Raw genomic sequence first — 19,262 nt, 5'->3', positions numbered from 1 at the left:
AGCGGGAGCCCCCCTCGCCGCTCTAATTTCAGTCCCCGGGAACCGGAGAACGATGCGCGGTCAACCAAAGAACATTTCGCAACCGCGTCGCCTGATTATCGACCTCATGCGCGCCTCGATGGGTGTGCCCTTCGTGTCGCTGTCCCGCCCGCTCAATATCCGCCCGCTGCTCGAGGCCCGTGCCGGGGCAGCCGCACCAGCCGGCTGGGCCGCCATGTTCGTCAAAGCCTTCGCGCTGGTTGCAAGGGATGAGCCGGTCCTGCGCACGGTCTACGCCAAATGGCCATGGCCAACGCTCTACGAGCTCCCCAAGAGCGTGGCACTGGTCGCGATCGCCCGGCTCGAGGACGGCGAGGAATGCGTGCTGCCGCAGCGAATCGCAGCCCCGGAGGCCATGTCGCTGGCCGAAGTCGATGCCGAGATCCGGCACGCCAAGACGGCACCGATCGCTGATGTCCCGATGTTCCGCAAGATCATGCGGGCGACCCGCCTGCCCCAGCCGCTGCGATGGCTATCCTGGGCGGTGGGGCTGAATTTCGGCCGGCAGCGGGGCAACTGGTTTGGCAGCTTTGCGGTGAGCTCCGTGGCCGCCTATGGCGGCGGCGAGCTGCACCCCATCACTCCCGGCCCCTTTATCGTCAGCTACGGGGTGGTGGAACCTGACCAGACCATCCATGTCGTGATCCGCTGGGATCACAGGGTGACCGACGCTGCCCCGATCGCCCGGGTCCTGACCCGGCTGGAACAGGTGCTGAACACTGAAATCGCTGCCGAATTGCGCGCGGCCGGGCCGAAGCCGATTCGGGCGGTCGGGACCTGATTTCGGGGCCAGTCGCATTGACAGGACAGCCCAAACTCTCCTAAAAGCCCCCTGCTCGCGGGCCGATTTCGGCCCGCGAAGCGTTTCGCGACCCGTGGTCCTGCCTCCTATGCTTTGGGGATCGGACCTGTCGGTGCCGGACCTAGGTCTGTCACACAGGAGGGCGCGTTTCCTCAAACCATGAAATCAAAGAGGACGCGATGACTAAGCGCAGTGAAGCCAAGTACAAACTCGACCGCCGTATGGGCCAGAACATCTGGGGCCGCCCGAAGAGCCCCGTCAATCGCCGCGAATACGGCCCCGGCCAGCACGGCCAGCGCCGCAAGGGCAAGCTCTCCGACTTCGGCGTGCAGCTCCGCGCCAAGCAGAAGCTGAAGGGCTACTACGCCAACATCAGCGAGCGTCAGTTCCACAGCATCTATGTCGAGGCGAGCCGCCTCAAGGGCGACACCGGCGAGAACCTGATCGGCCTGCTCGAGCGTCGTCTCGACGCGGTCGTGTACCGCGCCAAGTTCGTCTCCACAATCTTCGCCGCCCGCCAGTTCATCAACCACGGCCACATCAAGGTGAACGGCCGCAAGGTCAACATCTCGAGCTACCTGCTCAAGGTCGGCGACGTGATCGAGGTCAAGGAAGCTTCCAAGCAACTTGCCCACGTCCTCGAAGCCAGCCAGCTCCCCGAGCGCGACACGCCCGACTATCTCGAAGTCGACCACGGCAAGATGACCGCAAAATACGTGCGCATCCCCGCCCTCTCCGACGTGCCGTTCCCGGTGCAGATGGAGCCCCATCTGGTCGTCGAATTCTATTCGCGCTGATCATTCGGTAAATCTATCGCTCAAAGGCCCCGGTTTCCGGGGCCTTTTTGTTGTGGTAACGTACTGTCGATGTCCCAGACGACCAACCAACTCGCTAACATCGCTCCCTCGGCAACGCCAACAGAGGCCGAGCTTGAGGCATGGGCCAAGCTGCCCCGCGACGAGCAGGTTCGCCGATATCAGGAGCTGTTCGCCCAGCCCGACTGCAACAACTTCACCTCGGACACGCCGGACGACATCCTCGCCGCCGCCCGGCAACGCGTCGCCCAACGCCGCCATGGCTGAGTATCGGTTATCGGAGCGTACCCGGGCCGATCTGATCGACATTTACGACTTCACCGAGAGCCGCTTCGGCAAGTATCAGGCTGAGGCTTATTATGCCGGTCTGATCCGCTCCTTCGGACTTCTCGCCGACTTCCCCCTTGTCGGCCAGCAAGTAGATGAACTAGCGGTCGGCTATCGACGTTTTCGCTTCCAATCCCATCTGATCTTCTACACCGTGCAACTCCACCACGTCGAAATCCGTGCCATTATTCATGGCGCGCAAGACATCAGACCGCAATTGTTCGACTAGATAACGCGAGATTAGGCATGCTCTACACCCCTCCCCCGATCGATCCCAAGGCGCCGCCGGTGCGCATCAATCTGCTCTCGGACACGCAGACCAAGCCGACGCCTGCAATGCGCGAGGCGATGGCGCGCGCCGAGGTCGGTGACGAGCAAGTCGGCGACGATCCAACCGTGAATGCGCTGTGCGCGCGCGTCGCGGAGCTGCTCGGCAAGGAAGCTGCGGTCTACATGCCGTCAGGCACGATGTGCAACGTCACCGCCACGCTGGTGCATTGCCGCCCCGGCGACGAGATTTTGGCGCATGAGAGCGCGCACATCATCGCCCGCGAAGGCGGCGCGCATGCGGCGATCGGCGGCTTCCAGGTCACGCAGCTGAAGGGCCCCGACGGCCAGTTCACGCCGGAGACGTTCCGCAAGGCGCTACATCCGCGCACGCGCTACCAGCCGCCGCAGACGGTCGTCAGCGTCGAGCAGACCGCCAATATCGGCGGCGGCACCATCTGGAAGAAAACAGCGCTCGACGAGATCGTCGCGATCGCCAAGCAACATGGTCTCGTCACCCACATGGACGGCGCGCGCCTCTTGAACGCCACGGTGGCGAGCGGCATCTCCCCGCGCGACATGACAGCGGGCTGGGATTCGGCCTGGATCGACTTCTCGAAGGGCCTGGGTGCGCCGATCGGCGGCGTGCTCGCGGGCTCGCGCGCCTTCATCGACGCGGTCTGGCAATGGAAGCAGCGCCTCGGCGGCTCGATGCGGCAGGCCGGCGTCTGTGCGGCTGCCTGCATCTATGCGCTCGACCATCACGTCGACCGTCTCGCCGACGACCACGCCAATGCTCGCGCACTCGCCCGCGGGCTGTCGCAGATCGCAGGCGTCGAGGTGCAGGAGCCCGAGACCAATCTCGTGTTCTTCAAGCCCGACGGCGCTGGCGTCGCAGGCGACAAGATGGTCGCCGCACTCCGCCAGCGCGGCGTGACGCTTGCGATGATGGACGGCCGCATCCGCGCCTGCACCCATCTCGACGTCAATGCGGCGATGATCGAGGAAGCCATTGGCTACGTCCGCGAGATCGTGCGCGGGGCGTAGGTCCCGTAGCCCGGATGGAGCGCAGCGAAATCCGGGGACACATCGGCAGCGGTCCCGGATTGCGCTTCGCTCCATCCGGGCTACGCACGTCGCAAATGGCTTGAGATCACCGCCCCATCGCCTGATAGATCAGCGTCTTCAGCGCCAACTGAATCCGGCCGCGCTGTGACGGGGTCTGCACCATGAAGATCCCGAACAGATCGTCCTCGGGATCGATGAAGAAGAAGGTGCCGCCGACGCCGTCCCAGCGATATTCGCCGAGCGGCCAGGAGGTTCCCTCCGGCACCGAAGTGCGCACCGCGAAGCCGAGGCCGAAGCCCGAGCTTGCGCCCGGATAATAGTTCTGGTCGCGCGCGATCTTGGTCTCGGGTCCGACATGATCCGACGCCATCAGCGCGATAGTCTCGGGCTTAAGGTAGCGCCGGCCTTCGTAGCTGCCGCCATTCAGCAGCATCTGTGCGAAACGGGCGTAGTCGCCGATCGTGCCGACGAGACCGCCACCGCCCGATTCCCATTTCAGCGGCAGCCTGGGGTCGCGAACCTGCGTCGTCGGACTGATGTTGCGGTCATCCGGCATCGGCTCGGCAATGCGCGGGAATTTCGTGGGATCGGCGACGTAGAACGCGGTCTCGGTCATGCCGAGCGGATCGAGCAGCCGCTCCTTCTCGAACTGGAGCAGCGTTTTTCCGGAAATTACCTCGACGACGCGGCCCAGTATGTCGGTGGAGTAGCCATAGTCCCACATCGTGCCGGGCTGCTCGACGAACGGCAGCGTGGCGATCTTCGCAGCGAATTCGGCGTTGGTGAGATTACTGTGGAAGAGGTTCGCGTCGGCGTAGAGCTCACGCACCTTGCCGCCGCCATAATAGCCGTAAGGCAGCCCGGAGGTGTGGCGCATCAAATCCTTGATCGTGACCGGACGATTGAGCGGCTCCAGCGCCAGCGCGACCTTGCCATCCTCGGCCTTCTTCTCGACGCCGACCTTCATGTCGGCAAAGGCCGGAATATATTTCGAGACGGGATCGTCGAGCGAGAGCTTGCCCTCCTCGACCAGCATCATCGCCATGACTGACGTGATCGGCTTCGACATCGAATAGAGCCGGAAGATCGTGTCCGCGCTCATCGAAATCTCGGTCGCGACGTCGCGGACCCCGAAATTTTCGTAATAGACCGGCTTGTCGTGCTGCTGGAGCAGCATAATCGCACCCGGAAACTTGCCGGTCGCGATCTCGTTCCTGATGTAGTCGGAGACTTTTGCCAGCCCTTCGGGCGAGAGCGTATGCGCGCCCCGTCCCTCGGAGCCTGCTTGCGCACCGACTACGCCGAACAGAAGCACGAGCGCCGCGATCAGCGCGCGGCGCCCGCGCATGTCAATTCTCCATGGATTCATAGACCAGTTGCTTCAATGTCCGCTGCACGCGCTGGCGCTCGGTCGGGGTCTGCTCGAGCAGGACGAAGAACATGTCCTGCTTGGGATCGATCACGAAATAGCAGCCGGACGCGCCGTCCCATTTCAGTTCACCGAGATCGCCGGGCGGCGGCGGCTTGGCATTGCCGGGATCGGTGCGGACCGCAAGTCCGAGCCCAAAGCCGAAACCGTCACCGGGGAAGTAGAAATAATCGCGATCGACGCCGGAGCCAGGGCCGATGTGATCCTTGGTCATCAACTTGAAGGTCTCGGGCTTCAGATAGGTCTTGCCATCGAACGATCCGCCATTGAGCAGCATCTGTACGAAGCGCGTATAGTCGCCCATGGTCGAGACCATGCCGCCGCTGGCGGACTCCCATTTCTTGACCTTGGTCGGATCGTTCTCGCGGCCGACCCGGAAGTCGCTGTCGGTTGGCAACGGCTGCGCCATCAGCTTCTGCTTTTCGGGATCGGTGACCAGGAAGCGGGTGTCGTTCATTCCCAGGGGATCAAGAAGCGTCTCGCGCTCGATCGTCAGCAGGGACTTGCCGGTCGCGACCTCCATCACCCGCGCCAGGATGTCGGTGGAATGGCCGTATTGCCAGAGCCCGCCCGGCTGATTGTGCAGCGGCAGTTTTGCGATCCGCTCGGCGAATTCGGCGAGATCGAAATCGCCGGCGTAGATGTTGGCGTCGCGATAGGCCTTGCGGACCAGGCTGTCGCCATAGAAGCCGTAGGTGACGCCGGAGGTGTGCGTCATCAAGTCGTGCACCGTCATCGGCCGGCTCAGTGGCACGAGTTCGAGCGACTTGGTGCCGTCATCGGCTTTCTTCTCGACGCCGACCTTCATATTGGCAAAGGACGGAATGTACTTTGAGACGGGATCGTCGAGTTTGATCTTGCCTTCTTCCAGGAGCTGCATCGAGACCACGGCGGTGATCGCCTTGGTCATCGAAAACAGACGGAAGATGGTCTTGTCCGTAAGCGGCGCCTTGCTCACCACATCCTGTACGCCGAACGATTCCTTATAGACCGGCTTGCCGTGCTGTTGGATCAACACCATCGCGCCGGGGATCTTGCCGGTCGCGACCTCGTTCTTGAAGAACTCACTGACCTTGGCGAGCTTGTCCTGGTTGAAATGCGCGCCGGCTGGAATTTCGTAGGTGCCCTCCGCCCGCACCAGCGATATCGCGCCGAGCGATACCAGTGCGCCGCAGACAAGCGAGCGAAGTCCAAAATGCAAATTCATATCCCCTCCCCGGAACATGGGCCGGCGGAGTGTACTGACCGCGTCAGTCGGCACAAGGGCTGCCGTGCCGCGCCAAAACGTCCGTGTGAAGAGCGGCGCTCGTCTCCGAGAAGCAGCAAAATATGATTTGGGCGACCGAGGGCGCAGTCGGCAGGGTCTCGATCATTGTGCGGATCGCGATCTTCGCGGCCCGGTCGGCAGGAAAGCGGAAAATGCCGGTCGAAATTGCGGGGAATGCCACCGAAGTCACCTCATGCTTCCGGCATAACTCCATCGAACTGCGATAGCAGGAGGCGAGCAGATCGTCTTCGCCCAGCGTGCCGCCGTTCCAGACTGGTCCGACTGTGTGGATCACATGGGCGGCCTTGAGCCGGTAGCCTTTGGTGATCTTGGCGTCGCCCGTCTTGCAGCCGTGGAGCATGCGGCATTCGGCGACGAGCTCGGGCCCGGACGCCCGATGGATTGCACCATCCACGCCGCCCCCGCCAAGGAGCGACGAGTTGGCAGCGTTGACGATGGCGTCAACGCTCAGCGTGGTAATATCAGCGACAATGACCTCGAGCTCGGCGCCGCCGATCCGGCGCGTCAGCGTGGTCAAGCGTCAGGCCGCGACAGCGACGCCCTTCTCGGACAAGAGCTGCTGCAATTCGCCAGCCTGGAACATCTCGCGGATGATGTCGCAACCGCCGACGAACTCGCCCTTCACATAGAGCTGCGGGATGGTCGGCCAGTTCGAATAGTCCTTGATGCCGTTGCGCAGTTCTGCGGATTCGAGGACGTTGAGGCCCTTATAGCCGACGCCGATGTGGTCGAGGATCTGGACGACCTGGCCGGAGAAACCGCACTGCGGAAATTGCGGCGTACCCTTCATGAACAGAACCACGTCGTTCGACTTCACTTCGTTGGCGATGAATTCCGCGATGCTCATATCCGTTTCCTTCTGGGGCGGAGCCCTCAACAATCACTCCGGGCCGGCTCAGCCGATCTAACCCGATACTTGGCTATATATGTAGCCCAAACCGTTGTGCATCCAAAGTAAAATGGCGGCGACCGGCCCTGAGCAGCCGGCCTGGGCAGCCCTGCCTCTATTGCATGATGGCACGAATATCATCGCCGGGGAGGACTTTCATACCGTAACGGAGCCCCTATCTAGGACGAACCTTGGTTTTGGAACCGGGCAACGCAAACAACGTTCTCTTGTTCTGTCTGGAGAAAAACGTGACGAAACAAGCCTCAGCTACGGCCGCCGCCCCGCTTTCGTCACCGTCCTCCGCCTCAGGCAACCTCGCCCAGCGGCTGGAAGACGCCTTTCTCGCCGTCCGCAACGAGACCGAGCGCCGAGCCGCCCCCCTCTCGCCCGAGGACCAGCAGATCCAGTCGATGCCGGATGCGAGCCCAGCGAAATGGCACCGCGCCCACACCACCTGGTTCTGGGAGCAGTTTTTGCTAGGCGAGCACGCCCCCAGCTACCGGCCGTTTCACCCCGATTTCGCGTTCCTGTTCAATTCCTACTACGTCAGCGCCGGCCCCCGTCATGCCCGGAATCACCGCGGTGACATCACGCGGCCGAGTGCCGACGAGGTCGGCGCCTATCGTCGCTATGTCGATGCGGCGGTCGTGAAGTTCTTTCGCGAGGCCGGTGAGGACAGGCTCCGAGCCATCGCGCCGCTGGTCGAGGTCGGGCTTAATCACGAGCAGCAGCATCAGGAATTGATGTTCGCCGACATCCTGCACGCGTTTGCGCAGAACCCGGTCTATCCGGCCTACAATCCAGACTGGCGCTTCCCGGTCGCGACGCGAACGGCCGAGGACTGGCTGACGCTGAACGAAGGCATCCACACCGTCGGCCATGTCGACGACAGCTTTCATTTCGACAACGAGAAGCCCGCGCATCGCGCCCTCGTCGGCCCGGTGCAGATCGCACGCAATCTCGTCACCAATGGCGAATGGCTCGCCTTCATGCGCGATCGCGGCTACGCGACCGCAACGCTGTGGCTGATGGACGGCTTTGCTGCCGCCAGCAAAGAGGACTGGCAGGCCCCGGGCCATTGGCGCGAGATCGACGGCCAATGGCACGTGATGACGCTGGCCGGCATCAAGCCGATCGATCCCGACGCGCCGGTCTGCCACATCAGCTATTACGAGGCCGACGCTTTCGCACGCTGGGCGGGAAAGCATCTGCCGACCGAGATGGAGTGGGAGGTCGCCGCGCGCGCCGGCCAGCTCAACGACGCCTTCGGCATCGTCTGGCAGTGGACCCGCAGCTCATACGCGCCCTACCCCGGCTATCGCGCCATCGAAGGCGCGCTTGGCGAGTACAACGGCAAGTTCATGGTCAACCAGCTGGTGCTGCGCGGCTCCTCGCTCGCAACGCCCGCTGGTCACAGCCGTGTCACATACCGCAACTTCTTCTATCCGCACCACCGCTGGCAGTTCACGGGATTGCGGCTCGCCGACTACGCGTAAAATTCTATCCGACGACAAATGCGCGCCGGACAGCGCGTTCAGGAGAGTATCATGAATGTGCACGCCAGCGCTTTGGCCGAAGCCCATCTTCCCGACGAGCAGACCACCGCCTTCGCCCGCGAGGCCATCGAGGACCTGTCGCAGCAGCCGAAGAAGCTGTCGCCGAAATATTTCTACGACGCCACCGGATCGGAATTGTTCGAGGCGATCACGCGCCTGCCGGAATATTATCCGACGCGCACCGAGCTTGCGATCCTGAAGGAACGCGGCAGCGAGATCGCAAAAATCATTCCGGAGCACGCGGCGCTGGTCGAGTTCGGCGCCGGCGCGACGACGAAGGTCCGCCTGCTGCTCAATCAGTGCAAGTTCGCGGCCTATGTGCCCGTCGACATCTCCGGCGATTTCCTGAAGGCGCAGGCGAACGGCCTCAAGCGGGACTTTCCGTCGCTCGGCATCTATCCGGTGGCGGCCGACTTTACCACGCCGTTCGAGCTCCCCAAGGCGGTCGCATCGATGCCCAAGGTCGGGTTCTTCCCCGGCTCGACCATCGGCAATTTCGAGCCGGAGCAGGCCCAGGCCTTCCTCAAGAGCGCTCGCGAGATTCTCGGCCGAGGCGCGCAGATGATCATCGGCGCCGACCTCGAAAAGGAAGAGCGCGTGCTGCACGACGCCTATAACGATGCCGCTGGCGTCACCGCCCGCTTCAACCTCAATGTGCTGGTGCGGATCAACCGCGAGCTCGGCGGCAATTTCGACCTTTCCGCCTTCACCCATCGCGCGATCTACAATCGCGAGCGGCACCGGATCGAGATGCATCTGATCAGCAAGAAGAGCCAGACCGCGCGCCTGCTCGGCACGAGCTTCTCGTTCCGGGCCGGCGAGAGCATTCACACCGAGAACAGTTACAAATACAGCCTCGAGCGCTTCGCCGCGCTGGCGCAGGGCGCCGGCTGGCGGGTGCGCGAGAGCTGGACGGATGCGGCCAAGATGTTCTCGGTGCACGCGCTGGAGGCTGCGGAGTAAACTTGCGCCCCTAAAGCGCGATGAGATTAGGATGAATCGTCATCGCGCTTTAGCTTGTTGTTTGAGCATGATCTTATCGGAAAACCGCTTCGCACTTTTCCGGATCATGCTTTAGGGCCGCTCGGCCCTGATGGTCATGGTTGAGGGCTTGCGCGCCTGACCGGCCGGCAGACCGCCCGTCGTCGTGATCAGAATAGCGTTGCCGTCGATCCGGACGTCGCCATTCCAGCGGTCGCCAAGGGCGACGCTGCGGATTGTGGTAACGTTCAATCGCTCGTAGCGCTTGCCCTCGCTGTCGAAGGCGCGCACCGGTTCGGCCGTGAGAACATGCAGCGAATAGAACACGCCTGACCCGCCACCGCTGTAACTCGTGGTGACGACAAGCAGCTTGTTCGCGGTCATCCCGATGTAGCGATAAGCCTCCTCCTCGGTGAGAGCCTTGTCACCCGGGCTCGCCCTGCTCTGCGCGATCCAGGTGCTGTTGCGCCTGATCGGATCGGCATAGAGATTGCTGCCGGTCGCTGCCTTGACATCGATCGTGACGATGATGCTGCCGGAATCGGCAAGATCACCGTCGCCCATATCGCGGAAAATGTTCGGCGGGACCGGCTCCCCGCCGACCGTAAAATTCTGCCGGAGCTCGTCGATCGGGCTCGGGCCTGCGGCGCTTGCAATCGGCGCGGTCAATATTGCGCAGCATGCCAGCAACAGAGCGAGACGGAGTTTCACAAAGGCCTGCCATGGCGAGGAGGGTTTGCGATTAGACGCCTCCCCGCAGCCGGCGGTTCAATGCTCTCCGGCCTCTTCCGGCTTCGACCCCAGCGACACCGACTCCCACACTGCGACGACGATCATGATCACGCTGGTCACAACCGACAGCCAGAGCGGCGACAGATCGGCGGCGAACCACCACAGCACCAGCAGCAGAATGATGCCGATGCCGTGCGAGAGCTGGAGAAACCCGCGGATCGCGTGCTTGAACAGGACGGTGCCGACCAGGAACACCAGCGGGCCACCGACGGTGCTGATGATCGTTCGCAGATCCGAGTGGCCGGTCGGATGCTTCAGCACCAGTTCGTCCGAGACGGCGGTCAGAATGATGCCGGCGACGATCGGCATGTGCAGATAGGTATAGGCGAGCCGCGCCAGCCGGCCGGATTCGGCGGTCTTCGAGATCCGCTCGGAGCCGGCCTCCGCGCCCTTGTGGAAATAGATCCACCACATCGAGATGCTGCCGACGAACGCCGAGACGAAGGCAAGGATGTTGTCGGATGTCCAGTCCAGCTCTGCAAAAGTCGCACCGTTGACGACGACGGCCTCACCGAGCGCGATGATGATGAATCCGGCGCAGCGTTCGGCCATGTGGCCGCCCTCGACGGCCCAGGCCTCGACTGACGAGAACCCCAGCTTCGGCACCCAGAAGCGAACGGCGGGCGAGACATATTCGATTGTCAGCGCGACGATCCAGAACCACAGCCTCTCCTCCCCATGGGCCAGGCCGCCGAGGATCCAGAAGATCGCCGAGCAGGAGAGCCAAACCAGGATGCGGATCGAGTTGTGCCTGACCGCGGTGCGATGGCGCGGGGTTGCAAACAGCCAGAAGGCGGTACGTCCGACCTGCATGGTCGCGTAGGCGACGGCAAACCAGAGGCCGCGACCGTCGAAGGCGGTCGGAATCGTCGTCGACAGCACCAGGCCGCCCAGCATCATCAGGAAGATCAGGATGCGGACGGGCGTCAGATCGGGGTTGAGCCAGTTGGTGACCCAGGCGGTGTAGACCCACACCCACCACACCGCGAGAAACAGCAGCGTGACCTCGACCGCGCCGAGCGGCGTGAAGTGGTGCAGCAGGGTGTGCGAGACTTGGGTGACGGCGAAGACGAAGACGAGGTCGAAGAACAGCTCGGCATTGGTGACGCGGCTGGGCTGGTTCGGCACGATCACGCGAAACATCGCACCGCGCGAATTGTCCGCAGCCATGACCGTTCCCCCGTCGTGCGATCAGATCAGGTGCTCGTCAGATCAAGAGCAGTCAAGTACCTGGCACCCCGGTTTGCAGCGCCAGCGCATGCAGCACGCCGCCCATCTGGCCTTGCAGCGACTGATAGACGATCTGGTGCTGCTGGACGCGGGACTTGCCGCGGAAGGATTCCGAGATCACGGTCGCGGCATAGTGGTCGCCATCGCCGGCGAGGTCACGGATCGTCACCTCGGCATCGGGGATCGCTGCCTTGATCATCGCCTCGATATCGTGGGCGTCCATTGGCATTCGGGTCTCGCTCCTTCTGGTGTCGTTCGGCGTCGATTCGCTGCCGGGGTCCGGATCTGAAAGCCAAACTTGCCGGCGGGCCAAACTTAGCGTGAACGGTCTTCTACGTCACGCCTTCAGGCACTATATCCGTGATCCCATCAGGATAAAGGCACGACAAAGTGCCGCGCGCGGCAGATCGATCGAAAAGGCGTGAAATCATGAAGCTTCCAGGGCCCGACCACCCCATCACCATCACCCAAAACCCCCGGCGCGTCCGCGTGACCGCGGGCGATATCGTGATCGCGGAGAGCGCCAAGGCGCTGACGCTGAAGGAAGCCAAATATCCAGCGGTGCAGTATGTGCCGCGGGAGGATGCCAATATGGCGCTGCTGGAGCGCACCGAGCGCACCACCCATTGCCCCTATAAGGGGGACGCCAGCTATTACAGCATCAAGGCCGACGGCAAGACGCTCGACAACGCGATCTGGACCTACGAGACGCCCTTTCCCGCGATGACGGAGATTTCCGGCCATCTCGCCTTCTATCCGGACAAGGTGAAAATCGAGGAAGTGGGGTAGTCGCCTCGCCCACCTACACCGTCATGGCGTAGCCGCCGAAAGACGGCGTCGCTTCCGCTCGCCCATGTCCCGGCCGTCCACGTTCTTGGTGCTTCGGATACGGAAGATCGTGGATGCCCGGGACAAGCCCGGGCATGACGAAGGAGTGTGCCGATGCGGCGTCGCTACGCCCTGAAGAGTGTGAGCCCGAGCACCAGCAGCACCAGGAAGATCACGACGAAGACGTAGAATAGGAAGCGGGCGATATCGGCGGAGGCGGCCGAGATGCCGGTGAAACCGAGCACGCCCGCCACGATCGAGACCAGCAGGAAAATCAGCGCCCATTTCAGGATCGTCATCGCCAGCTCCAACATTGGCGCCGCTTTTCGCGGCCACTCGATCGTTTCGTGAACGCTAACTTCGCGGCGCGGAACTGGTTCCTGAGAGTGCCGGCTCGGCGCGATAAATGGCCGAAACTGCACTTGCTGAATCGGGTTCCCGGTTGCAGAGTCCGGCCGGGACAGGAGCGCAACCGGGGCGGCCATGATTACGATGTCACATTCGGCGACAGTCGGCGCCGATGTTCACGCCGCGCCAAAAGCCAAGGCGCGCAATTTGTCGCTCGACCGCGCCCGCACCTTCCTGACGCTGGTGGTGCTGCTGCATCACGCCGTCATTCCTTATACCTATTTCGGGCACACCGACCCGACCTCGTGGATCGGCTTCGACATCGTCGTGCTCGCCACCGACAGCTTCTTCATGGCGATGTTCTTCTTCCTGTCGGGGCTGTTCACCTGGCCGGGCATCGCGCGCAAGGCGCCGTCGGTCTTCCTGCGCGACCGCCTGCTGCGGCTGGGGCTGCCTTTTGCGATCGCGGCCCTCACGGTCATTCCGCTCGCCTATTACGCGATCGCACTGCGTCAAAACCCCGAACTGACCTTCGCGGCATTCTGGTGGAAGACGGTGACGGTTGGACCGTGGCCAAGCGGCCCGGTCTGGTTCGTGTGGGTGCTGCTCGCATTCGACCTCACCGCGAGCCTGCTCTACCGGGTCTCCGTGCACCTGGTCGATCCGATCAACCGCGTCTCACTTCGCGGATTTGAACGGCCGGTCGTGTTCTGGCTGATACTGGTCGTTATCACAACAATCGTCTACGTGCCGGCGCTGCTCTATTTCGGCGGCAACAGATGGTTCGAGTTCGGACCGTTCTCGGTGCAGGCGAGCCGCATCCTGCTCTACTTCGCCTATTTCTTCATTGGCGTCAGCGTGGGCGCGGCGAATTTCGATCACGGCATCCTCGGCGCCGACGGCCAACTGCCGAAGAGCCGCTGGCCCTGGGTGGTCGCGACGCTGATCCCGTACTGCCTGATGTGGGGAATGATCTACATCAAGCGCGAGATCCTGGGAAATCCCGACATACAGCCGCATTGGTATCAGGCGATCTACGGCACGCTCTTCGTGCTGTTCTCGGCCGCGATCCTGCTCGCGATCCTCGCCTTCTTCCTGCATTCCAAGGCGCCGGGCCCGAACCTGCTCGACCGCATGCAGGCGGATGCCTACGGCATGTTCCTGGTGCACTACCCGATCGCCCTGTGGCTGCAATACGCGCTGTTCGACTACGAGTGGCCTGCGATCATGAAGGCCGCGATCGGCTTCGTGCTCACGGTGCTGCTGAGCTGGGGCGTGACGGCGGCGTTACGGAAGATTCCAGGCGCCTCGCACGTGTTGTAGACGTGATCGTAGCCCGGATGGAGCGCAGCGAAATCCGGGGTCTTGCCGCAAGCAAAGTGGTCCCGGATTGCGCTTCGCTCCATCCGGGCTACGGATCCGAGATTGTGGCGGCGCCTTACGCCGCCTTCCCGCCCATATACTCCGGTAGCCAGCGCTCGAACGAGGCCCGCAGCGTGTCGATCGCGACCGGCGCCTCGCCCGCGATCGCAATCGCATCACCACCGGTGGTGCCGATCCGCACGCAGGGCACCTCACAGCCGCGCATCTTGGCGAGCACGCGGCCGGCCTCGGCCTCCGGCACGGTGACGAGATAGCGCGCCTGGTCCTCACCGAACCAATAGGCTTGCGAGACGAGCGAGCTAGGAGCCGCGAGCAGTTTCGCGCCGATGCCACTCGCCATCGCCATCTCCGCGAGTGCGACCAGCAGGCCGCCGTCCGAGAGATCATGCGCCGCGGTCGCGGTGCCCGCATGGATCATGCCACGCAAACAGTCGCCGTTACGCTTCTCGGCGGCAAGATCGACCGGCGGCGGTGCGCCCTCCTCGCGACCGCAGATGTCGCGCAGATAGACGGACTGGCCGAGCCAGCCATGGGTCTCGCCGATCAGGAGGATCGCCTCCCCCTCGGCCTTGAAGGCGAGCGAAGCGGATTTGGTGAAGTCGTCGAGCAGGCCGACACCGCCGATCGAGGGCGTCGGCAGGATCGCGCGGCCATTGGTCTCGTTGTAGAGCGAGACGTTGCCGGAGACGACCGGGAAGTCGAGCGCGCGGCAGGCGTCCGCAATGCCCTTCAGGCAGCCGACGAACTGGCCCATGATCTCGGGCCGCTCCGGATTGCCGAAATTGAGATTGTCGGTGATCGCGAGCGGCTTGCCGCCGACAGCGGTGATGTTGCGCCAGGCTTCCGCCACGGCCTGCATGCCGCCCTGATAGGGATCGGCCTCGCAATAGCGCGGCGTGACGTCGACGGTCAGCGCCAGGCCCTTCGGTCCATCCTGCACGCGCACCACGGCGGCATCGCCACCGGGGCGCTGCATGGTGTTGCCGAGAATGACGTGGTCGTACTGCTCCCAGACCCAGCGCTTGCTGCACATGTCGGGCGTGCCGATCAGCTTCTCCAGCGCGGCCCCGACGCCCATCGGCGCGGGCACCTCGCGCGCGTGCACGACCGGCAGCACCGCCGAGGGGACATGCGGCCGGTCATAGAGCGGCGCCTCGTCGCCGAGCTCCTTGATCGGCAGATCGGCCATGACGTCACCGCCATGCTTGACCACGAAGCGCTTGCTCGGCGTGGTGTAGCCGACCACGGCGAAATCGAGCCCCCACTTCTTGAAAATCGCCTCGGCTTCCTTTTCCTTCTCGGGCTTGAGCACCATGAGCATGCGCTCCTGGCTCTCCGAGAGCATCATTTCGTAGGCACTCATGCCGGTCTCGCGCGTCGGCACCGCATCAAGATTGAGGTCGACGCCGAGGTCGCCCTTGGCGCCCATCTCCACCGCCGAACAGGTCAGCCCCGCCGCGCCCATGTCCTGGATCGCGATCACGCAATCGGCTTCCATGATCTCGAGGCAGGCCTCGAGCAGCAGCTTCTCGGCGAAGGGATCACCGACCTGCACGGTCGGACGCTTCTCCTCGGACTTGTCGTCGAACTCGGCCGAGGCCATCGAGGCGCCGTGAATGCCGTCGCGCCCCGTCTTGGAGCCGAGATAGACGATCGGCATGTTCACGCCGGAAGCCGCAGCGTAGAAAATCTTGTCGGTATCGGCGAGGCCGACCGCCATCGCATTGACGAGGATGTTGCCGTCATAGCGGGTGTGGAAGCGCACCTGGCCGCCGACCGTGGGCACGCCGAAGGAATTGCCGTAGCCGCCAACGCCGGCGACCACGCCGGAGACGAGATGCCGGGTCTTGGCATGCTCGGGCGCGCCAAAACTCAGCGCATTGAGGCAGGCGATCGGGCGCGCGCCCATGGTGAAGACGTCGCGCAGAATGCCGCCGACGCCGGTGGTCGCGCCCTGATACGGCTCGATATAGCTCGGGTGGTTGTGGCTCTCCATCTTGAAGACCACGGCCTGGCCGTCGCCGATGTCGATCACGCCGGCGTTCTCGCCTGGTCCCTGGATCACCCAGGGCGCCTTGGTTGGCAGCCCCTTCAAATGGAGGCGCGAGGATTTGTACGAGCAGTGCTCGTTCCACATCGCCGAGAAGATGCCGAGCTCGGTGAAGGTCGGCTCCCGCCCGATCAGCTTCAGGATGCGCTCGTACTCGTCGGGCTTGAGCCCGTGGGCGGCAACCAGTTCGGGGGTGATCTTGGGTTCGTTCTTCATGGATTCGGGGCTTTCGGCGGCGGTTGGCCGTTCTTAGGAACATCGGGGGCTTCCGAAAAGCCCTTTATGGCGCATTTTCCCGCTGTCCCACGTTTTGCGGCCGGGGGGCGCAGGAACAGGAATTGCACGGCGCGGACGGATCGGATTTAAGGACTGAAGACCCGCAATTGAAGGCCCATTTCCTTGCATGAATTGACCAAAACGGTCCCTTCCGCCCGCCCGGAGCTGCATGTTGCGACCGAGGGGGAATTCGCGGGCTGGCAGACCTGGATCCGTGACAGCTTTGAGAACCATATCGGCCCCTTCTGGCACCGGATGGACGCGGACGGCCGCGTCCGCTGCGCCTTCCGGGTCGAGAAGAAACACCTCAACGGGTCCCAGAACGTCCATGGCGGCTGCTTCATGGCCTTCGCCGATTATTGTCTGTTCGCGATCGGCCGCAACGCGCTGAACAGCAAGGGCGTGACCGTCAATTTCGCCTGCGAATTCCTCGATGCCGGGCATGAGGGCGAGCTGATCGAGTGCACCGGCGAGGTCACCCGCGCCGGCGGTTCGCTGATCTTCCTGCGGGGCGAGATGACGGCCGGCGAGCGCCGGCTGTTCACCTTCTCCGGCACGATCAAACGGGTGAAGCGGAAGGTGCCGGCGGCGGGTGCCGTTGCCACCTGATTTGACTGGAACGCGCTCCTTGCGAAATCTGCTGCGGCGCAATCAAGGAGGCACGATCCCGAGCCCGCTGTGAGACCAGGATTCGGTTGACCGATGCGGCAACGCCAAGCGAGGTTCGTTGCATCAGCTCGACCGTGAGGAAACCTGATCAATGATTCATCCGGCTCGCATCTCGATTGGTGTTCTGATGATCGCCTTGTCTATCGGCGATGAAGCGACGGCGCGGGTGGCCCGTATTGTCGTCGATCAGACGATCGCGCTTCCCGACGGGCGCAATGAGAGTCTCTCGGGTCGCGCTTACGGAGAACTCGATCCCAAAGACCCCCTCAACGCCGTCATCACCGACATCCAATACGCACCGCTGAATGCACGCGGTCGGGTCGAATACGTATCTCGTTTCACTTTGACCAAGCCGAAGGACATGCGCAACGCGAGCGGTGTGCTCTGGTACGACGTCGTCAATCGCGGTCGTCCGGTCGCCATGAACAACAGCCCGAGTTCAATTGGGCCATCTGCCACCAAGCCGCAGGATTTTGGCCACGTGGCGCTGATCAGCGGTTGGCAGGGCGATATTGAGCAGACGACAGACAATTGGACCGTCCAGGTTCCTGTCGCGCGCAATGCGGACGGATCTTCGATCACGGGGGTCGTTTTGGCACGTATCGCCAACGTGCCCAAGGGCGTGAACACCCGTCCGCTGGGGATGCTCGCGACGTTGATCCCTTACGATGCCGCTTCACTCGATACGGCAAAAGCTCACTTGATGACGAGAAGCTCAGAAACACGCACTGGCGAAACTAGCGCCTCAGACAGCATCCCTGGCAGCGATTGGGCCTTCGCCGACTGCACGAAAGTTCCTTTTCCGGGCGAGCCTAATCCGCGTTCGCTGTGTCTCAAAAATGGATTCGATCCGAACCTGCTTTATCAACTCGTCTACGAGGCAAAAGACCCCAAGGTATTGGGTGTTGGCTTTGCCGCCATGCGGGATGTTGCTTCGTTCTTCCGCTTTGAAGCCGCCGACGATGAGGGGACGCCAAACCCGATTGCGGGAAGAATCCATCACACGGTCGTGCAAGGGATTTCGCAGTCGGGGAACGCGTTGAAAACGTTCATCCTGCTCGGCTTCAACCAGGACGAACAGAAACGCCGCGTATTCGACGGCGCCAACCCCCACATTGCCGGGAGGCTGACGTCCGCCAACGTGCGCTTTGGATTGCCGAGCGGCTCTGGCACCCTTTACGAGCCCGGCGGAGAAGGCGTGCTGTGGTGGACCTCCTACACGGACTCCAAGCGGGGGCGCCATGAGGCGAGCCTGCTGGACCGCTGTACAGCGACTGCAACGTGCCCGAAGATTTTCGACACGTTTGGCGCAAGCGAATACAATGCCCGATTGATGACGGTCGCTGAAACAGGGACCGATGGGAATGCCGACCTCCCTCTCCCCGCAAACGTAAGACGCTACTATTTCCCAGGCACCACGCACGGCGGAGGGCCAGGCGGCTTTGATCTGCCGACCCGGCCAGCGGCCGGTTGCGTTCTTGCTCAGAACCCCAATCCCGAAGATGAAACGATGAACGCGCTGCAAATCGCGTTGGTTGATTGGGTCGTGAAGGGAACGGAGCCGCCGCCAAGCGTCTATCCAACATTGGCTCGTGGCGATCTCGTTCCCAATACGATGGAAGCCATGCACTTTCCGTCGATCCCCGGCGTGCCATCGCCCACCGGTATGGCGGTTGGGCTATTCGACTACGACTTCGGAAAGAGTCTGGACTACCAAAATTTTTCAGGCGTCATCACGCAACAACCACCGACCATCAGGCAAATCATCCCCGCTCTGATGCCTCGCGTTAATCAGGACGGGAACGAAATGGCCGGCGTGGCCTCGGTCCTGCATCAGGTACCGCTCGGGACCTATACCGGATGGAATGCGACGGCGACCGGATTCTTCAAGGGCCAGTCTTGTGGCGGCGGATTGACCGGGGGTTACATCCCATTCGCCAAGCTGAAAAGCGACCGAGAGGCCGCCGGCGATCCGAGGCCGTCGTTGGAGGAGCGATACGGCACCCAGGCGGGGTATGCCTGCGCCGTGAAAACTGTCGCCAAACAGCAAGTCGCGCGCAGGTTTCTGAGATCGGAAGACGCCGACCGCCTGGTCGCGGCGGCGGCTGCCGTTGACAATTTTTCCGGCCTATCGCCGACTCCAGAAAGGATTAGCGTGGGCGAGGCGCTCTGCAAGAACTAGAGCATGATCCAGAAAAGTGTGCAGCGGTTTTCCGAAAAGATCA

Annotated in this window: 20 protein-coding genes; 11 read left to right on the top strand and 9 right to left on the bottom strand. The window is 62.9% G+C overall.

Going from position 1 to position 19,262, the window contains the following annotated elements:
• The first annotated feature begins 52 nt into the window (after nt 1-52).
• The 5 genes from UB31_RS30225 to UB31_RS30205 all read left to right on the top strand — a co-directional run bounded on the left by UB31_RS30225 (nt 53) and on the right by UB31_RS30205 (nt 3,297).
• Nucleotides 53-820 (top strand): acyltransferase, encoded by a 768-nt coding sequence (locus UB31_RS30225; protein WP_045013455.1) that lies wholly within the window; start codon nt 53-55, stop codon nt 818-820.
• Between the two features lie 200 nt (nt 821-1,020).
• Nucleotides 1,021-1,638: a 30S ribosomal protein S4 gene (gene rpsD / locus UB31_RS30220; RefSeq protein WP_045013454.1), complete on the top strand. Its 618-nt coding sequence runs from the start codon at nt 1,021-1,023 to the stop codon at nt 1,636-1,638.
• A 69-nt stretch (nt 1,639-1,707) separates the two neighbouring features.
• Entirely contained in the window at nt 1,708-1,923 is a 216-nt protein-coding gene (locus tag UB31_RS30215; RefSeq protein WP_045013453.1) for a hypothetical protein, read from the top strand.
• On the top strand, nt 1,916-2,212 hold the full coding sequence (locus tag UB31_RS30210; protein ID WP_045013452.1) for a type II toxin-antitoxin system RelE/ParE family toxin: 297 nt from the start codon (nt 1,916-1,918) through the stop codon (nt 2,210-2,212). Before UB31_RS30215 ends, UB31_RS30210 begins: the two co-directional genes overlap by 8 nt.
• Nucleotides 2,213-2,229: 17 nt before the next feature.
• Nucleotides 2,230-3,297 carry a threonine aldolase family protein gene (locus UB31_RS30205; RefSeq protein ID WP_045013451.1) on the top strand — a complete coding sequence of 356 codons (1,068 nt, stop codon included), beginning with the start codon at nt 2,230-2,232 and terminating at the stop codon, nt 3,295-3,297.
• Nucleotides 3,298-3,403: 106 nt separating this feature from the next.
• On the opposite strand, the gene UB31_RS30200 is transcribed toward UB31_RS30205, so the two are convergent.
• From UB31_RS30200 to grxD, 4 genes are read right to left on the bottom strand one after another with little or no spacing between them, the layout of a single operon-like run.
• Complete coding sequence (locus tag UB31_RS30200; protein WP_045013450.1) at nt 3,404-4,666, bottom strand: serine hydrolase domain-containing protein; 1,263 nt, start codon at nt 4,664-4,666, stop codon at nt 3,404-3,406.
• A 1-nt stretch (nt 4,667) separates the two neighbouring features.
• Nucleotides 4,668-5,954 carry a serine hydrolase domain-containing protein gene (locus UB31_RS30195; RefSeq protein ID WP_045008501.1) on the bottom strand — a complete coding sequence of 429 codons (1,287 nt, stop codon included), beginning with the start codon at nt 5,952-5,954 and terminating at the stop codon, nt 4,668-4,670.
• 43 nt (nt 5,955-5,997) lie between these two features.
• On the bottom strand, nt 5,998-6,552 hold the full coding sequence (locus UB31_RS30190) for an O-acetyl-ADP-ribose deacetylase (protein WP_045013449.1): 555 nt from the start codon (nt 6,550-6,552) through the stop codon (nt 5,998-6,000).
• A 3-nt stretch (nt 6,553-6,555) separates the two neighbouring features.
• Nucleotides 6,556-6,882 carry a Grx4 family monothiol glutaredoxin gene (gene grxD / locus UB31_RS30185; RefSeq protein ID WP_045008503.1) on the bottom strand — a complete coding sequence of 109 codons (327 nt, stop codon included), beginning with the start codon at nt 6,880-6,882 and terminating at the stop codon, nt 6,556-6,558.
• Nucleotides 6,883-7,121: 239 nt separating this feature from the next.
• Here grxD and egtB point away from each other — a divergent pair, with 239 nt between their 5' ends.
• Both egtB and egtD read left to right on the top strand, forming a co-directional pair.
• Nucleotides 7,122-8,420 carry an ergothioneine biosynthesis protein EgtB gene (gene egtB, locus UB31_RS30180; RefSeq protein ID WP_045013448.1) on the top strand — a complete coding sequence of 433 codons (1,299 nt, stop codon included), beginning with the start codon at nt 7,122-7,124 and terminating at the stop codon, nt 8,418-8,420.
• 51 nt (nt 8,421-8,471) lie between these two features.
• Nucleotides 8,472-9,443 carry an L-histidine N(alpha)-methyltransferase gene (gene egtD / locus UB31_RS30175; protein ID WP_045013530.1) on the top strand — a complete coding sequence of 324 codons (972 nt, stop codon included), beginning with the start codon at nt 8,472-8,474 and terminating at the stop codon, nt 9,441-9,443.
• 111 nt (nt 9,444-9,554) lie between these two features.
• Here egtD and UB31_RS30170 read toward each other — a convergent pair whose 3' ends face one another.
• The 3 genes from UB31_RS30170 to UB31_RS30160 are packed head-to-tail and all read right to left on the bottom strand — an operon-like array spanning nt 9,555 to nt 11,712.
• Nucleotides 9,555-10,172, bottom strand: a complete 618-nt coding sequence (locus tag UB31_RS30170) for a hypothetical protein (RefSeq protein ID WP_156175620.1) — start codon at nt 10,170-10,172, stop codon at nt 9,555-9,557.
• 57 nt (nt 10,173-10,229) lie between these two features.
• Nucleotides 10,230-11,423: a low temperature requirement protein A gene (locus tag UB31_RS30165; RefSeq protein ID WP_045013446.1), complete on the bottom strand. Its 1,194-nt coding sequence runs from the start codon at nt 11,421-11,423 to the stop codon at nt 10,230-10,232.
• Between the two features lie 52 nt (nt 11,424-11,475).
• Nucleotides 11,476-11,712 (bottom strand): BolA/IbaG family iron-sulfur metabolism protein, encoded by a 237-nt coding sequence (locus tag UB31_RS30160; RefSeq protein WP_008139419.1) that lies wholly within the window; start codon nt 11,710-11,712, stop codon nt 11,476-11,478.
• Nucleotides 11,713-11,912: 200 nt separating this feature from the next.
• On the opposite strand from UB31_RS30160, the gene UB31_RS30155 reads away from it, so the two are divergent.
• Nucleotides 11,913-12,272: a DUF427 domain-containing protein gene (locus UB31_RS30155; RefSeq protein ID WP_045013445.1), complete on the top strand. Its 360-nt coding sequence runs from the start codon at nt 11,913-11,915 to the stop codon at nt 12,270-12,272.
• Nucleotides 12,273-12,436: 164 nt separating this feature from the next.
• On the opposite strand, the gene UB31_RS30150 is transcribed toward UB31_RS30155, so the two are convergent.
• Nucleotides 12,437-12,610: a DUF1328 domain-containing protein gene (locus UB31_RS30150; protein ID WP_045013529.1), complete on the bottom strand. Its 174-nt coding sequence runs from the start codon at nt 12,608-12,610 to the stop codon at nt 12,437-12,439.
• Between the two features lie 184 nt (nt 12,611-12,794).
• Here UB31_RS30150 and UB31_RS30145 point away from each other — a divergent pair, with 184 nt between their 5' ends.
• Nucleotides 12,795-13,982, top strand: coding sequence for an acyltransferase family protein (locus tag UB31_RS30145; protein ID WP_045013444.1), 1,188 nt, complete (start codon nt 12,795-12,797; stop codon nt 13,980-13,982).
• 115 nt (nt 13,983-14,097) lie between these two features.
• On the opposite strand, the gene purL is transcribed toward UB31_RS30145, so the two are convergent.
• Nucleotides 14,098-16,308, bottom strand: coding sequence for a phosphoribosylformylglycinamidine synthase subunit PurL (gene purL, locus UB31_RS30140; RefSeq protein ID WP_045013443.1), 2,211 nt, complete (start codon nt 16,306-16,308; stop codon nt 14,098-14,100).
• A 183-nt stretch (nt 16,309-16,491) separates the two neighbouring features.
• On the opposite strand from purL, the gene UB31_RS30135 reads away from it, so the two are divergent.
• Nucleotides 16,492-16,977 (top strand): PaaI family thioesterase, encoded by a 486-nt coding sequence (locus tag UB31_RS30135; protein ID WP_045008510.1) that lies wholly within the window; start codon nt 16,492-16,494, stop codon nt 16,975-16,977.
• 151 nt (nt 16,978-17,128) lie between these two features.
• Nucleotides 17,129-19,219 (top strand): alpha/beta hydrolase domain-containing protein, encoded by a 2,091-nt coding sequence (locus UB31_RS30130; RefSeq protein WP_050044881.1) that lies wholly within the window; start codon nt 17,129-17,131, stop codon nt 19,217-19,219.
• The last annotated feature ends 43 nt before the right edge of the window (nt 19,220-19,262 follow it).

Source organism: Bradyrhizobium sp. LTSP849 (genome assembly GCF_000938255.1).
In the GTDB taxonomy this organism is placed as follows: Bacteria; Pseudomonadota; Alphaproteobacteria; order Rhizobiales; family Xanthobacteraceae; genus Bradyrhizobium.
The sequence above is the reverse complement of the archived record's forward strand: the minus strand, read 5'-3'. Positions and strand labels throughout refer to the sequence as shown.